General features: G+C 65.7%; 14 protein-coding genes. 5 read left to right on the forward strand and 9 right to left on the reverse strand.

Annotated features, from left to right (window positions below):
- Positions 1 to 33: 33 nt before the first annotated feature.
- The gene (locus tag ACEN9K_RS12155) at positions 34 to 933 is read left to right on the forward strand and encodes a hypothetical protein (RefSeq protein WP_056390439.1); all 900 of its coding nucleotides are present in this window, start codon (positions 34 to 36) and stop codon (positions 931 to 933) included.
- A gap of 140 nt (positions 934 to 1,073) precedes the next feature.
- On the opposite strand, the gene glpK is transcribed toward ACEN9K_RS12155, so the two are convergent.
- The 3 genes from glpK to ACEN9K_RS12170 all read right to left on the reverse strand — a co-directional run bounded on the left by glpK (position 1,074) and on the right by ACEN9K_RS12170 (position 5,257).
- Positions 1,074 to 2,588, reverse strand: a complete 1,515-nt coding sequence (glpK, locus tag ACEN9K_RS12160) for a glycerol kinase GlpK (RefSeq protein ID WP_018769291.1) — start codon at positions 2,586 to 2,588, stop codon at positions 1,074 to 1,076.
- 41 nt (positions 2,589 to 2,629) lie between these two features.
- On the reverse strand, positions 2,630 to 3,379 hold the full coding sequence (locus tag ACEN9K_RS12165) for an MIP/aquaporin family protein (protein ID WP_026265770.1): 750 nt from the start codon (positions 3,377 to 3,379) through the stop codon (positions 2,630 to 2,632).
- A 93-nt stretch (positions 3,380 to 3,472) separates the two neighbouring features.
- A complete protein-coding gene (locus ACEN9K_RS12170) occupies positions 3,473 to 5,257 on the reverse strand; it encodes a glycerol-3-phosphate dehydrogenase/oxidase (protein WP_056390442.1) in 1,785 nt (594 codons plus the stop codon).
- Between the two features lie 166 nt (positions 5,258 to 5,423).
- Between ACEN9K_RS12170 and ACEN9K_RS12175 the strand changes: the two genes are divergently transcribed.
- Genes ACEN9K_RS12175 through ACEN9K_RS12190 form a run of 4 tightly spaced genes read left to right on the forward strand, consistent with a single transcriptional unit; the run spans position 5,424 to position 9,289 of the window.
- Entirely contained in the window at positions 5,424 to 6,389 is a 966-nt protein-coding gene (locus ACEN9K_RS12175; protein WP_018769294.1) for a sugar-binding transcriptional regulator, read from the forward strand.
- 19 nt (positions 6,390 to 6,408) lie between these two features.
- Positions 6,409 to 7,278, forward strand: coding sequence for an aldo/keto reductase (locus ACEN9K_RS12180; protein ID WP_495634469.1), 870 nt, complete (start codon positions 6,409 to 6,411; stop codon positions 7,276 to 7,278).
- An 8-nt stretch (positions 7,279 to 7,286) separates the two neighbouring features.
- A complete protein-coding gene (locus tag ACEN9K_RS12185) occupies positions 7,287 to 8,216 on the forward strand; it encodes an alpha/beta fold hydrolase (RefSeq protein ID WP_495634470.1) in 930 nt (309 codons plus the stop codon).
- Positions 8,213 to 9,289 carry a glycosyltransferase family 4 protein gene (locus ACEN9K_RS12190; RefSeq protein WP_018769297.1) on the forward strand — a complete coding sequence of 359 codons (1,077 nt, stop codon included), beginning with the start codon at positions 8,213 to 8,215 and terminating at the stop codon, positions 9,287 to 9,289. The genes ACEN9K_RS12185 and ACEN9K_RS12190 overlap by 4 nt, the downstream gene beginning before the upstream one ends.
- Before the next feature lie 49 nt (positions 9,290 to 9,338).
- Here ACEN9K_RS12190 and ACEN9K_RS12195 read toward each other — a convergent pair whose 3' ends face one another.
- The 6 genes from ACEN9K_RS12195 to mihF all read right to left on the reverse strand — a co-directional run bounded on the left by ACEN9K_RS12195 (position 9,339) and on the right by mihF (position 15,366).
- A complete protein-coding gene (locus tag ACEN9K_RS12195) occupies positions 9,339 to 11,423 on the reverse strand; it encodes a primosomal protein N' (protein ID WP_018769298.1) in 2,085 nt (694 codons plus the stop codon).
- A gap of 90 nt (positions 11,424 to 11,513) precedes the next feature.
- A complete protein-coding gene (gene metK, locus ACEN9K_RS12200; RefSeq protein WP_018769300.1) occupies positions 11,514 to 12,749 on the reverse strand; it encodes a methionine adenosyltransferase in 1,236 nt (411 codons plus the stop codon).
- A 110-nt stretch (positions 12,750 to 12,859) separates the two neighbouring features.
- Positions 12,860 to 14,095, reverse strand: coding sequence for a bifunctional phosphopantothenoylcysteine decarboxylase/phosphopantothenate--cysteine ligase CoaBC (gene coaBC / locus ACEN9K_RS12205; RefSeq protein WP_056390447.1), 1,236 nt, complete (start codon positions 14,093 to 14,095; stop codon positions 12,860 to 12,862).
- Positions 14,096 to 14,133: 38 nt separating this feature from the next.
- Positions 14,134 to 14,394: a DNA-directed RNA polymerase subunit omega gene (gene rpoZ, locus ACEN9K_RS12210; protein WP_003800778.1), complete on the reverse strand. Its 261-nt coding sequence runs from the start codon at positions 14,392 to 14,394 to the stop codon at positions 14,134 to 14,136.
- A 15-nt stretch (positions 14,395 to 14,409) separates the two neighbouring features.
- Positions 14,410 to 15,003: a guanylate kinase gene (gmk, locus tag ACEN9K_RS12215; protein ID WP_018769302.1), complete on the reverse strand. Its 594-nt coding sequence runs from the start codon at positions 15,001 to 15,003 to the stop codon at positions 14,410 to 14,412.
- 45 nt (positions 15,004 to 15,048) lie between these two features.
- Positions 15,049 to 15,366: an integration host factor, actinobacterial type gene (gene mihF, locus ACEN9K_RS12220; RefSeq protein WP_026265771.1), complete on the reverse strand. Its 318-nt coding sequence runs from the start codon at positions 15,364 to 15,366 to the stop codon at positions 15,049 to 15,051.
- Positions 15,367 to 15,419 lie beyond the last annotated feature (53 nt).

Genomic DNA, 15,419 nt, shown 5'->3' on the forward strand with positions numbered 1-15,419 from the left:
TGCACAAAACCCACTCACAACGAAAGGCCGGCCATGTTCCATCGACAAAAGCGATTCACCGCATACGGCTCCACGCTCATGCTTGTCCTGGCGACGCTCACCGTGACGTCCGCCGCCACCGCGGCCGCGGCACAACAACCACCGGAGCTCTGCGGTCCCGGCTCTGCGATCAACTTCGACCCTTCTGATTTCCAGACAAAACCGCATATCGACAACAAATGGTTCCCGCTCAAGCCGGGCATGCAATTCACAACCACTGGGGAGGTGTCCTCTTCGGACGGCGTCCACGCGCACAGCGTGGTCAGCACCGTGACAGGGCTGACGAAAGTGATTGACGGCATCACCACGCAGGTGGTGTGGGACCGCGATTATGACAACGGCGAACTGGTCGAATCCGAGCTGGCGTTCTTCGCGCAGAGCACCAGCGGCGCCGTCTGGCTGTTCGGCGAATACCCCGAGGAATACGAAAACGGCAAGTTGGCCGGCGCACCAAGCACCTTCATAAGCGGCATCGCGAAGGCGCAGGCCGGTATCGCAATGAAGGCCACGCCCCGGACAGATACTCCTCCGTATGTGCAGGCGTACGCACCGAAGGTGGATTTCCTTGACTGCGGGCAAGTCTTCAAGCAGGACCAGCACGTTTGTGTTCCTACGGGCTGCTACAACGACGTGCTGGTGATCGATGAATTCAACCCTCTGGAACCACCTGACGCCGGGCATCAGCGAAAGTTCTATTCAGCCGGAACCGGACTGGTGAAGGTCACTGCAGTGGGCGGTTCCGACCAGGAATTCATGGATCTGGTGAAAGTGCGGCAGCTGGATGCCCGGCACTTCGCCCGCGTCAATGAGGAGGCCCTGGAGCAGGACGCGAGGGGCTACGAGGTCAGCAGGAGCGTTTACGCGAAGACACCGCGGGCCCAACTCTGCGATTGAGCCTCGGAACCGGACATCTCCTGACCGGAGCCCGTGAACAGGGAGGGCGGCACCAATGCCGCCCTCCCTTTTCACTGCTGTCCGGACTGTTCACTGCTGCCCGGATTGTTCACTGCTGCCCGGGCCGCAGAGAGTGCTGCCTAGCGCACGTCCTCGTCGACCCAGTCCATGGACTTGGTGACAGCCTTCTTCCAGAGCCGCATCTGGCGGTCCTGTTCGGCCTTGTCCATCTGCGGTTCCCAGCGCTTGTCCTCGGACCAGTTGGCCGAGCACTCGCCCAGGTCCTTCCAGAAGCCAACAGCCAGGCCAGCCGCGTAGGCTGCCCCCAGCGCCGTGGTCTCGATGACCTTGGGCCTGATCACCGGGACGCCGAGGATGTCCGCCTGGAACTGCATCAATGCGTCGTTGGCGACCATGCCGCCGTCGACCTTCAGTTCGGTCAGCGGAACGCCGGAGTCCGCGTTGACGGCGTCCAGCACCTCGCGGGTCTGGAAGGCGGTGGCCTCCAGGGCTGCCCGGGCGATGTGGTTCTTGTTAACGAACCGGGTCAGGCCCACGATGGCCCCCCGCGCGTCGGAGCGCCAGTAAGGGGCGAAGAGGCCGGAGAACGCGGGGACGATGTAGACGCCGCCGTTGTCCTTGACGGATGCGGCCAGGGTTTCCACCTCGGGGGCGCTGCTGATCATGCCCAGGTTGTCGCGCAGCCACTGGATCAGCGAGCCGGTGACGGCGATTGAACCTTCCAGGGCGTAGTGCGGCTTGGCATCGCCCAGTTTGTAGCCCACGGTGGTCAGCAGCCCGTTCTTCGAGTGGACAATCTCCTCGCCCGTGTTGAAGATCAGGAAGCAGCCGGTGCCGTAGGTGTTCTTGGCTTCTCCTGCTTCAAAGGCGGCCTGGCCGAATGTGGCGGCCTGCTGGTCGCCCAGGATGCCCGCCACCGGCGTTTCCCGCAGCAGCTGCGAGCTGTGGACGGTGCCGTAAACCTCTGAGGAGGACTTGATCTCCGGCATCATGCTTCGCGGCACGCCAAAGATCCCGAGGATTTCGTCGTCCCACTGCAGGGTTTCGAGGTCCATGAACAGGGTCCGGGAGGCGTTGGTGACATCGGTGACGTGGACACCGCCGTCCACGCCGCCCGTGAGGTTCCAGAGGACCCAGGCGTCGGTGTTGCCGAACACCAGGTCCCCGGCCTCTGCCTTTTCACGGGCGCCGTCAACGTTGTCCAGGATCCATTTGATCTTGGTGCCGGAGAAGTAGGTGGCCAGCGGCAGGCCCACCTTTTGTTTGAAACGGTCCGCGCCGCCGTCCCTGCCCAGTTCGTCGACGATGTCCTGGGTGCGGGTGTCCTGCCACACGATGGCGTTGTACACCGGCTTGCCTGTGGTCTTGTCCCACACGACGGCTGTTTCACGCTGGTTGGTGATGCCGACGGCGGCAATGTCGTGCCGCGTCAGGTTCGCCTTGGAGAGGGCCGAGCCGATGACCTCACGGGTGTTGTTCCAGATTTCCGCGGCGTCGTGTTCCACCCATCCTGCCTGCGGGAAGATCTGCTCATGTTCCATCTGGCCGGAGGAGACTATGGCGCCGCTGTGGTCGAAGATGATGGCGCGGGTGCTGGTGGTGCCCTGGTCAATGGCGATTACGTACTGGTTCATGATGACGTCCTTGTCTTGTTAATGGCTGTGATGAGTACGGGTCAGGAAGCGGCCGTGATGATGATCGGGACAATCCGGGCGACGAGTCCACCCAGGGCGCCGCCCACAAGCGGGCCGACCACAGGAATCCACGAATAGCTCCAGTCGCTGGAGCCCTTGCCCTTGATGGGAAGCACAGCGTGGGCGATGCGCGGTCCCAGGTCACGGGCAGGGTTGATGGCGTAGCCGGTGGGGCCGCCGAGGGAAACACCGATACCGACCACGAGCAGCGCTACTGCCAGCGGGCCGAGCCCTGAGGGGGTACCGCCGAGGGTGAGGATGACGAAGACCAGCACAAAAGTGCCGATGATTTCGGTGATCAGGTTCCATGGGGTGGACCGGATGGCAGGGCCGGTGGAAAAGGTCCCAAGCTTGCTGGCAGGCTCGGGTTCGTCGTCGAAGTGCTGCTTGTAGGCCAGCCAGCAGACCACGGCACCAAGGAATGCACCCACCATCTCGCCACCGAAGTAGGTGAGGGTGGAAGCGAAGTCTACGGTGACTCCCGGCGCATATTCAGCCTTGCCATTGAGCAGCAGGCCGAGCGTGACGGCAGGGTTCAGGTGCGCGCCCGACTTGGCGGCGACGAAGACACCACAGAAGACGGCAATGCCCCATCCCCAAGTGACCATCAGGAAGCCGCCACTGTTGCCTTTTGTCCCCCGCAAAGCCACGTTGGCAACGACGCCGCAACCCAACAGGGTCAGCATGCCCGTGCCAAAGACTTCGGAGAGGAAGACTATTCCTAGAGACATCTTTGACTCCATTTCTTTGTTTAGTTGTCGGTCCTCCGCTGGTGAAGGACCGTGTGGCCGGGACGCTGTAACGCCCCGGCCGGAAACCTGGCCTTAGGCGACCAGGCTGTGCGTTTCCACGCGGTGGAAACGCTGCAGCACGTCCTGTGCGTGCTTGATCTCGGCGGCGCGCGCCGCCGCGTCCCACTGGAGCGGGACGGACAGGACTTCCGCCACTTCGTTGAGGAGTTCACCGGTAACCAGTCCGCGGAAGGCCAGGGAGGTACGCCGGATGAGGACGTCCACCAGGTGCCCCACCTGCTCATTGGCCGCCATGAATTCCAGTTCACGGACGCTCAGTTCACGGGTGGACCGCAGCGCGTGGTCGGGCTCGGCATCGAGGTAGGCGATGACCTCTTCGGCCCGGGTCCCGTAGCGGGTCAGCAGTCCGGCCGTGCGGTCTGCATCCCGGCCGCCGGCCATGTGGGCCTTGATCCATTTCTGCACGCCAGCTTCGTCGGCAGGGAAACCGGCGCCGCCGCCGATGGGGAGCTGCGCCGTGGACACCTTGCGCTGCACGCCGAGTTCACTGAGGACCTCGTTGGTCAGGTGCTCGGCAAGGGCACGGAAGGTGGTCCATTTGCCGCCCACCAGGCTCAGCACGACGGCGCCGCTCCCCTCAGGTGCGGACGCGCGGCGTTCGATGCGGTAATCACGTGAGACGAAGCCGGGCTGGGTGGCGTCATGGCTGGGCAGGGGGCGGACACCCGAGAACGTGTACACGATGTCCTCTGGTGTGACGTCGACCGAGGGGAAGACGTGGTTGATCAGTTCAAAGAAGTACTGGATCTCCTCGTCGGTGCAGACGGCGTCCTCCGACATGTCCGCGTCAACGTCCGTGGTGCCCACGAGAACCCGGTCGCCCATGGGGTAGATGAGGACGATCCGGCCGTCGGTGTGCTCGAAGAAGATTTCCCGGCCGCGGCAGGCGGCGAGGAGGCCCGGGTGGTCCAGCACGATGTGGGACCCCTTGGTGCCTCCCATGAACGAGGATGCCGCACCCATTGCCTGGTTGGTGTGGTCCACCCAGGCCCCGGTGGTGTTGACGATGATGTCCGCCGTGAAGTCGAATTCCTCACCGGTCAGTTCGTCGCGAAGGCGGACAGTGCTTCCCCTGCCGGTTCCCGGATTGGGGGTTGCAGACATGGATTGGAGTGACAGGTAATTGCTGGCGCGGGCCGTATCACTCTGTGCGCTGGTGCCCCTCGCGTTACCGGCGCGTCCGGCCTTTTCGCCGTCCTGCAGGACGTCCAGGGTCAGCCGCTCCGGGTTGTGGACGGACGCGTCGAAGTAGGTGGCCGTGTATTTGACGTCGGGCCGCAGGGCGGGCAGTTCCCCGAGGGCTGCCTTGTGGGTCCTGAACTGGTGCCGCGGTACCGTCCCGCCGTTCCTGGAGAACGAATCGTAGAGACTAAGCCCCACCTTGATGAGGAACGCTCCACGCTCCTTGGGCTTTCCCTGCTGCTTGTGGGTCAGGAAGCGCAGCGGTGCCGAGAGGATGCCGGAGAAGGTGCTGAAGATGGGGATGGTTGTCTGCAGCGGCTTGACATAGTGCGGCGCAATCCTGAGCAGGCGGTTGCGTTCCACCACGGACTCCCGGACCAGGCGGAACTCGCCGTTCTCGAGGTAGCGGATTCCGCCATGGATCATGTGCGAGGACGCACCGCTGGCGCCCTGGCAGTAATCTCCGCGTTCCACGAGCGCGACATCGACGCCCTGGAGTGCCAGATCACGGAAGGTGCCCACTCCGTTGATGCCACCGCCAACAACCAGCACCTTCGCGTGCGGACGTTGCCGCAGGCTGTGGACGGACGCGCGCCCGGCCCCCGGCCGGGGCACTGAAACAGAGGAGGGTTGAACAGTTGAATCCTTGGGTCCCAAAACGACTCCCTTGGGGCTTTGTGTGATGCGGACGCACTGGATAGCGCCGCCGTTCTGCTCTATTGTTCGGAGAAATGGAAAATGGAGTCAAGGACTATGCACGAACGTGCAGAATGGAAGTGAGATGGCACTTTCACGGGACGCAGATGCCCTCCGAGCTGCACAAATGTACTACTTGCAGGACCTCACCATGGACGCGATTGCGCGTGAACTGCGCACGTCACGGTCCACGGTTTCCCGCCTTTTGTCGTCCGCACGGGATTCGGGCCTGGTGCAGATCCAAATCCGCAACCCTTTGGACACCGGACCCGAACTGGAAGGGATCATCCGCCGCCGGTACAACCTTGATGTCCACGTGGTTCCCATCCTTGGCACGCTCAACGAAGCCGAAACCCTCGACCGCGTGGCCATGCAGGCGGCGCGCACCATCGGGCCCCTGGTGGATTCCAACGCCATTATCGGCGTGGCCTGGGGATCAACGCTCAGTGCAGTCAGCCGGCACCTCACCAGGAAAATCACGCATGACAGCGTGATAGTCCAGCTCAACGGCGCCGGAAACATGCACACCACGGGCATTACCTATGCCAGCGACATCATGCGCAGGTTCGGCAGCGCGTACGGAGCCCGGGTGGAGCAGTTCCCGGTTCCGGCCTTCTTCGACCACGCCGCCACCAAGACGGCAATGTGGAATGAACGCAGCGTGCAGCGCGTGCTGGAGCTGCAGGCAAAGATGAGCATCGCCATCTTCGGTGTGGGTTCCGTGCACGCCGACTATCCCAGCCACGTCTACGCGGGCGGGTACCTCGATGAGGACGACCTGAACGCCCTTGCCAACTCGGACGTGGTGGGTGACGTCGCCACGGTCTTCTTCCGCGCCGACGGGTCCTCCGACGGGATCGTCCTGAACGAAAGGTCCACCGGTCCGGCGCTTGCCCAGCTGCGGCAGGTGCGCCGCAGGATCTGCGTGGTGTCGGGGGTTTCCAAGATCAACGGCCTGCGCGGCGCCCTGGCAGCGAGGCTGGCCACCGACCTGATCCTGGACGAAGCCACCGCACGCCGCCTAGTCGATTACGAGGGACTGACCAGCTGAAGTGGGTAGAGTCGTTGCCATGAGAACCTCACCCCGGCTCAGCCTGAACAACGGCGTGCTGATAGACCAGCTCGGCTTTGGGCTGTACAAGGTGCCGCCAGCAGAGGCGGAAGGGCTCGTGGCCACCGCGCTCGCCGCCGGCTACCGCCACTTCGATACCGCCGCCATGTACGGGAACGAAACCGGCGTGGCCCGCGGCATCAGTTCCCAGTTGGGCGACGGGACAGGCAGCGGCGGCTCCGGGGAACTGTCGCCGTCCCTGAGCCGGGAGGACGTCTTCATCACCACGAAAGTGTGGAACGACCACCACGGCTACGACGCCACGCTGCGGGCTTTCGACGACTCCATGGTCAACCTGGGACTGGACTACGTGGACATGTACCTCATCCATTGGCCCTGCCCACGCCGTGGCCTGTTCCCGGAAACCTACCGGGCCCTGGAAACGCTGTACCGCGAAGGCAGGGTCCGTGCCATTGGCGTCAGCAACTTCCAGCCGGCACACCTTGACCGCCTGCTCCAAAGTGCCGAGGTGGTTCCCGCCGTCAACCAGATCGAACTGCACCCGTGGCTGCAGCAGGAGGAACTGCGCAGCAAGCACGCCGGCCTGGGCATCCGGACAGAAGCGTGGAGCCCGCTGGGCCGCGGCCAGGTCCTGGCCGATCCGGTGATCCAGGCCTGCGCCGCCGAGCACGGCCGGACGCCTGCGCAGGTGATCCTTCGCTGGCACATGCAGCTGGGGAACATCGCCATTCCCAAGGCCAGTTCCGAAGCGCGGATCCGGGAGAACCTTAACGTCTTCAATTTCGAACTCTCCGAACGCGACCTGGCGGCCATCAACGCGCTGGACCGCGGGCATCGGACGGGCTCGCACCCGGACAAAGTCAACTAGGCCCGCGCATGGACACCGTAAATCCGGGGACCTCCCCTGCGCCTGCGTACCTGAGCGCGGGGCTTTCCGCCCGCACCTCAGCCTCCACCGTGACCATCGACGGCGGCACGGTGGCCTTCTGGACCTATGCGCCCCTGCAGGAAACGCCGGAGACCCGCACCATCCTGGTGGTCCATGGGTTCCGCGGCGACCACCACGGGCTCCTGCGCGTCGCGGACAAACTGCCGGAGATGCGCATCATCATGCCGGACCTGCCCGGCTTCGGCAGCTCCGATGCCTTTGCCCGGGACCCGCACTCGGTGGAGCGCTACGGGCAGTTCATCAGTGACTTCATGGCGTCCCAGGGACTGGGGCCGGAAACCGCGCTGCTGGGACATTCATTCGGCTCCATCCTTGCTGCGTACTTCGTGGCCAACAACCCGGAGGCCGTGCGTCCCCTGATCCTCATCAACCCCATCGCTGATCCGGCGCTGGAAGGACCCAAGGGCGTGATGACGCGGCTGGCAGTCCTGTATTACCGGCTGGCGGCACGGCTCCCCCGCGGGCCGGGCCTGGCCCTGCTGCGCAACCGGCTGATTGTGCGGGTCATGAGCGAGGCCATGGCCAAGACCCGCGACCGGGAGCTGAGGGCTTTCATCCACGGCCAGCACCACGCCTACTTCAGTTCCTTCGCGGACCGGGACAGCCTGCTGGAGTCGTTCACGGCCTCCGTCAGCAACCACGTGGCGGAGGTGGCCGGACAACTCGAACTCCCCGTGCTGCTCATCGCGGGCGAAAAGGATGAAATCGCCACCCTTCCCAGCCAGCACCGCCTCCTGTCACTGCTTCCGGACGGGGAACTGAAGGTGATTCCCGGCGTCGGACACCTGATCCACTACGAAACGCCGGAGCCGGCCGCCCGACACATCCGCAGCTTCCTGAAGGACCACCCCGCGTGAAGATCGTCATTGATGCACGTTTCACCCGTACCGACCATCACGACGGCATCAGCCGCTACGGAGCCAGCCTGATCGCTGCCACGGCAAAAATCGCGGATGTCTCCATGCTGGTTTCCGACGTCCGGCAGCTGGCCCTCCTGCCGGACGTGCCGTACACGCTCATCAGCAGTCCGCTGTCGCCGCTGGAGCTGTTCGTTGCCCGGAAGGTCAATGCCACCGGGGCTGACGTGGTGGTGTGCCCCATGCAGACCATGGGTACCTGGGGCCGGAAGTACGGGCTGATCCTCACGCTGCACGACCTCATCTACTATGAGCACCCCGCTCCCCCGGGCTTCCTGCCGGCCCCCGTCCGGCTGCTCTGGCGCCTCTACCACAAAGCGTTCTGGCCGCAGCGGCTGCTCCTCAACCGGGCCGACACCGTGGCCACCATCAGCAGGACCACGGAGGCGCTGATGGCCAAGTACCGGCTGACGCGCCGGCCCGTCCGCATCATCGCCAACGCTCCCCAACCGGCGCAGGAACCCCGCCAGCCTGGCGACGGCGCGGACAAGACCATCATTTACATGGGTTCGTTCATGCCCTACAAGAACGTGGAAACCATGGTGGCCGGCATGGCCGGACTGCCCAAATACACGCTGCACCTGCTGAGCCGGATCACGCCGGAGCGGCGGGCGGAGCTGGAAAGCCTCATCCCGCCGGGCGCCTCCGTGGTGTTCCACAACGGCGTGACGGACGCAGAGTATGACGGCCTGCTGCGCCGGGCGACGGCGCTGGTGAGCCTGTCCCGGGCCGAGGGATACGGCCTTCCCCTGGTCGAGGCCATGGCCGTGGGTACCCCGGTGATCGCCAGCGACATTCCCATCTTCCGGGAAGTCGGCGCGGACGCCGCCACCTACGTGGACCCGGAGTCACCCGGGCAGTTCGCGGACGCGGTTGCGCAGCTGCAGGACGACGCGCACTGGCAGGACATGTCGCGCCGCTCCCTGGCCCGGGCGCGGGAGTTCAGCTGGGATGAATCGGCCCGCCAACTGGTGGAAGCGGCACACGAGGTCGTGGCGAAAAGGCGCCGCTGAGGACGTCCCCAAGGCACCATTGCCCTGGCCGTCACAGAACGTCCCCAGCCTAGAGGACGTCAACACCGTCCAGGCGCAGCTGCACAGGGTCCGTGGCCCGTTTGGCGGCCACGGCTGCGCGGGTCACCCGCAGGACACGGACGACGGCGGCGGCCTGGCCATAGGGGAAGAACAGCAGGGTCCGGACGTCCTCGGCCGAGCGCCGGCCGGAAGGCGGTGCGGTGAGCACCAGCGGCGCCGGACCGGCGGTGCGGATAGTTATCCCCGCGCCGGCGAGGTCCGCTGCCACGGCACCTGTGTAGTGTTCGACGGCGGCGCGCGGCCCGGTGACCGAGGCGATGCGCACCGCTGGGGGAAGCTGCAGTTCCACGCGCAGGGACAGTTCCCGCTGGGCATAGCCGGCCGGGTCCCAGCGCAGCAGCGCGCCGGTGGCTGCTGTGTCCGTGGCGGTGACCACCACCAGCCCGCCGTCCGGGGCGGGACGGACGAGGGCAGCGGCGTTGAACCAGCGGCGTACCGTGTCTTCGCCCGCCCGGAGAGTCTCCCGGCGCAGCAGGGAATCGCCGTCCAGCAGCAGGGCGGCAGCATACCCGGCCTCCGCCACCGGTTCGGCCCCCACGGTCGCCACCACCAGCGACTTTCCCGCCCCCACCGTGGCTTTCACTTGGTCGCCGGACGATGTGATGACCGTTGTGCCGGGAAAGGCCCGGCCAAGCTCCTCGGCTGTACGGAGGACTCCGGTGGAACCTTTCCGCAGCCGCCGGGCGCCGCAGTGAGAGCACTTCCAGTCCGGCGCCGGCGTGGAACACCAGCGGCATTGGGGAAGCGCGGAGGTGCCGGCCAGCGCAAGGGGCCCCTGGCAGTTCCCGCAGCGGGCCGGCTCCCGGCAGGTTTCACACACCAGTGACGGCGCGTACCCTGCCCTGGCAACCTGGACCAGGACAGGGCCACGCTCAAGACCTTCCTTGGCGGCCTGCCAGGCAGCGTGCGGCAGGCGCGCGATGGTGGCCAGTGGGTCCCGCCCCTGCTCGAAGCTGTCTGCCGTGCTGACCACGCGGGGAACCGTCCTGCGGACGGTGGCACGCTCGGTGTGAACCGGGACGGCCCAGCCGGCTTCCACCAGACGCTGGACCTCGGTGCTGCGCGCGTGCCCGGCAAGGAGGCAGGCCGTGCCCTCCTGCTCGGCGCGAAGGAGCATGACCTCCCGTGCGTGGGCGTACGGTGCGCGCTGCTCGATATGGAGGTCGTCGCCGTCGTCCCAGCACGCCACGAGCCCCAGGTCCTGCACCGGGGCGAAGGCGGCCGAGCGTGTCCCGATGGCGATGGTGGCCTTGCCCGCGAGCAGGCGCAGGAAGTTCCGGTACCGGGGCGTGGGCCCGTCGTCGGCGGTCAGCCTGGCTACGGCAGCGTCCGGCACCAGGTCCTTGAGTGCCTGCTCCAGGCGGTCCAGGTCCCGGTAGTCAGGCACCACCAGCAGGGCGCCCCTTCCGGAGGAATGCGCTGCAGCGGCGGCCTGGGCAAGCATGGCCGGCCAGCCGGCAGTCCCGTAGCCCTGCAGCGGATTGACGGCGGCCCGCGGAGATCCACCGGCGGCCAGGTGCCGCAGGAAAGCGGCACCTGTGCGGAGTGTGCCCCAGGCTGAAGATCCGGGGCTGCCCTGGACGTCCTGCACGGCTTCGGCGTCGGGGATGTCCAACGAGTCCGGAAAGTCCTTTTCCAGCCTGGCAACCCGGGGTGGAACGGCTAGGCGCAGGACATCGCTGACCGTCCCCGCATACCGTGCAGCGACCGCCGTGGCGAGGTCCCGGACGGCCGGCGTAAGGACCTGGACCGGGGACACAACTTTTGCCAGGGGTACAAGGGTGTGTCCGGCGTCGGACTGTGCCACGCGTTCCAGGACGAATCCACTGAGGTCCTGGCCGTTGAACTTGACCTTGACCCGGACCCCAGGCTGGGCTGCCTGGTCAAGCGCGGCCGGGACGGCATAGTCGAATGGGCGGTCCAGGTGAGGCAGCGAGGACTCAATGAGCACCCGCGCCACCGGAAGCTGCTCCGCCACGGTGACGCCGCCTTGCACGGGACGTGCAGGGAAGCCCTGGAGCAGGGACGGCTGGACGGAACTGCCAGCAACCATGGCGGTCACCTCCGTTCAGCTGACGGGTTGGACAGGATCAGCCAAGCACCGGGCACTGACATTGGACGTCCGGCAGCCGGCCGAAGCCGGCTAGGCGTTGAAGAATGCCTTCAGGTCGTCCACCCGGTCCAGGCGCTCCCAGGTGAAGTCGGGCTCATCCCGGCCGAAGTGCCCGTGGGCGGCGGTCTTGGCGTAGATGGGGCGCTTCAGATCCAGGGCATCGATGATGGCGCGCGGACGGAGGTCGAAGATTTCCGCGATTGCTGCGCTGATCCGGGCCGGATCCACCGTCTCGGTGCCGAACGTCTCCACGTAGGTTCCCACCGGCCGGGCCTGGCCGATGGCGTACGCGATCTGGATCTCCGCGCGCTTGGCCAGTCCAGCGGCCACCACGTTCTTGGCAACCCAGCGCATGGCGTACGCGGCGGAGCGGTCCACCTTGGACGGGTCCTTCCCCGAGAAGGCGCCGCCGCCGTGGCGGGCCATACCGCCGTAGGTGTCCACAATGATCTTGCGGCCGGTGAGGCCGGCGTCGCCCACCGGGCCGCCGATGACGAACTCGCCGGCAGGATTGAGGATATTCGCCGTCCGTGAGATGTCCAGGTTGGCGCCCGCGAGGACGGGTTCAATGACGACGGCGGCAAGGTCGGCGCGCAACTGCTCCAGGCTTGCCCCCTCCGCGTGCTGGCTCGAAATCACTACGGTTTCCACGGAAACGGGCACGTCTTTGTCGTAGCCGACCGTCACCTGGGTCTTGCCGTCGGGGCGAAGATACGGCAGCTGGCCGGTCTTGCGGACTTCGGTGAGCCGCTCGGACAGCCGGTGGGCCAGCCAGATGGGCGTGGGCATGTAGGAAGGGGTTTCATCGCTGGCGTAGCCGAACATCAGGCCCTGGTCGCCGGCACCCTGGAGGTCATAGTCGTCCTCCTGGCGGCCTTCGCGTGCCTCAAGGGAGTTGAACACGCCGCCGGCGATGTCGTTGGACTGCTGGCCGATGGAGACGGACACGCCGCAGCGGGCGCCGTCGAAGCCGTTGGCTGAGGAGTCGTAGCCGATGCCCAGGATGGTCTCCCGGACGATCTGCGGGATTTCGACGTACGCGTCGGTGGTGACTTCGCCTGCCACGTGCACCAGGCCCGTGGTGGCCATCGTTTCCACAGCCACGCGGGATTCGGGGTCCGCGGCCAGCAGCGCGTCCAGGATGGCGTCACTGATCTGGTCGCAGATCTTGTCCGGATGGCCTTCGGTGACCGATTCGGACGTGAAAAGCCGGAGCGCGGAGGGCGTGGCCCCATGGGTGTGGGGAAGGTGCAGCGGTAAAGTCACTCAACTACCTTACTGGTTGGTGGTGGCACTCCCGTCAGGGAGAAGTCGGTAGATGTCCCCGTGCTAAGCAAAGGTGGCCGGAAACACTTCAGGCGAGGGGCGAAACAGGTTCAAGTGGACGAAACACGGTTCAGTTCAAAGCTGATGCGGCGGACGATGGCTTCCGAAACCTCTGTCTTGGTTCCCGAAGCTTCCTGTGGTTCGGAGCCGGAGCGCGACAGGATGACCACCGAGTTGGAGTCGTGGCCAAAGACCTTGTCCGCTCCTACGTGGTTCACCACCAGCAGGTCGCAGCCTTTCCGCTGGAGCTTTGCTTCCGCATATGCCAGGACGTCGCCCTGGCTGTCCCCGGTTTCGGCGGCGAATCCGACGATGAGCTGCCCGGCCTCGCCGGCACCCGCGTTGCGCTGCTCCACGAGCTCCTGCAGGATGTCCGGGTTGCGGACCAGGGTGATGACGGGATCGGCGGTGTCGTCCCGTTTCTTGATCTTGGTGTCCGAGACTTCCGCCGGGCGGAAATCGGCCACGGCCGCGGACATGATGACGACGTCGGACACGGCGGCGGCTTCCAGTGCGGCTTCCCGAAGTTGCAGGGCGGTCTCCACGCGGACCACCTCCACGCCGGCGGGCGGCGGAACGTCCATGTGGGCTGCCAGCAGGCGCACGGTAGCCCCGGCGTTCCGCGCTGCGACCGCAAGGGCCACTCCCTGCTTGCCGGATGACCGGTTGCCAAGGAAGCGAACGGGGTCCAGCGGTTCGCGGGTGCCGCCGGCGCTGATGGTGACGGTGCGGCCGGCAAGGGGCAACTGGTAATCACTGCGTCCCTGGACCAGGGCCATGGCTGCGTCGAAGATCACCTGGGGTTCCGGAAGCCTGCCGGGACCTGAGTCTGCCCCGGTCAACCTGCCGGAGGCGGGTTCCAGGACGGCTGCGCCCCGGCCGCGGAGCGTCTCAACGTTGGCCCGGGTGGCCGGATGCTGCCACATTTCCGTGTGCATCGCGGGGGCGAACAGCACCGGGCCGTGGGCCATCAGCAGGGTGTTGGTGAGCAGGTCCCCGGCCTGGCCGGTGGCAGCCTTCGCCAGGAGGTCCGCTGTGGCAGGTGCCACCACCACGAGGTCCGCCTCATGGCCAAGGCGGACGTGGTTCACCAGGTGCACGTCATCAAAGACACTGTTGCTGACCGGGTTTCCGGACAGCGCCTCCCAGGTGGCGGTACCGATGAAGCGGGTGGACGCCTCCGTGGGAATCACCGTGACGTCATGGCCGGCTTCAGTAAAAAGCCGGAGGAGCGATACCACCTTGTAGGCGGCGATCCCTCCCCCGACTCCGAGGACTATGCGCACGTGACCTCCGTCAACAGCAAGTCAGTTCAGCGGCAGGATTACTCTGCGGCTTCGATCGGCGTGGAAACCAGCTTGCCTTCGTTGATTTCGCGCAGTGCGATCGACAGCGACTTTTCGTTCAGCTTGGTGTCGACCAGGGGTCCGACATACTCGAAGAGGCCCTCGTGCAGCTGGGCGTAGTAGGCGTTGATCTGACGAGCACGCTTGGCACCGAAGATCACCAGGCCGTACTTGGAGTCGGCTGCCTCAAGCAGCGAGTCGATCGGCGGGTTGATGATGCCTTCAAGGTTCGTGGACACGAATTCTCCAAATTCCTAGCGGGCTGACGGTTCCGGCAGGTGTGGATGCGGTGTCAGCCCCATGAGTGAAACTAGCTCGTCCGCTGCCCGGCGGACGTCGTCGTTGATGACGGTGTGGTCGAACTCCGGTTCAGCAGCAAGTTCCAGTTTAGCGGTTTCCAGGCGTCGCTGCTGTTCTTCCGGTGTTTCGGTGCCCCGGCCCACCAGCCGGCGGACCATCTCGTCCCAGGTGGGCGGGGCCAGGAAGACGAACTGGGCGTCCGGGACGGCTGCCTTGACCTGGCGCGCACCCTGCAGGTCGATCTCCAGCAGCACGGAGCGGCCCTCCGCGATGGCCTGGTTCACAGTGCTCTTCAGGGTGCCGTAGGTGTTTTGTCCATGGACGACGGCCCATTCCAGGAGTTCACCTTCGGCGATGAGCCGCTCGAACTCATCCTTGGTCTTGAAGAAGTAGTGGACGCCGTCAACTTCCCCGGGCCGGGGCGCCCGGGTGGTGGCTGAAACGGAAAGCCACACTTCGGGGTAGTTGTCACGGATGTAGGTGGACACGGTGCCTTTGCCAACAGCCGTCGGACCTGCGAGGACTGTCAGTCCAGGTTTCTTGCTCACGTATTCCTTTTGCCGCAGTTGGGGGAAAGACAGGCGCCGCCTGCCTCAATGCTCGTCAATAAAATCTACCAGCGCCCGGCGCTGGTGGACGCCCAGGCCCCGGACCCTGCGGGACGCCGCGATGCCCAGCTGCTGCATGATGGCGGCGGCCCGCACCTTCCCGATGCCGGGAAGGGCCTCAAGCAGTTCCGAGACCTTCATCCTGGCCAGTGCGTCGTCTTCCAGGGCGGAGCTGATAATGTCCGCCGCGGACCTGTCGCCGTTCCGAAGGCTTTCCTTGGCGGCCGCACGGGTGGCCCTGGCTGCCGCTGCCTTGCCCAGGGCGTCGGCCCGTTCAGATGCGGATAAAGGTCGCAGGACCATCACGGACACCCCCGGATTCGGCGGATTTCATCCAAGGGCGGCCGCCCTTGGAC

This window comes from Pseudarthrobacter sp. Pseusp20 (genome assembly GCF_059492155.1).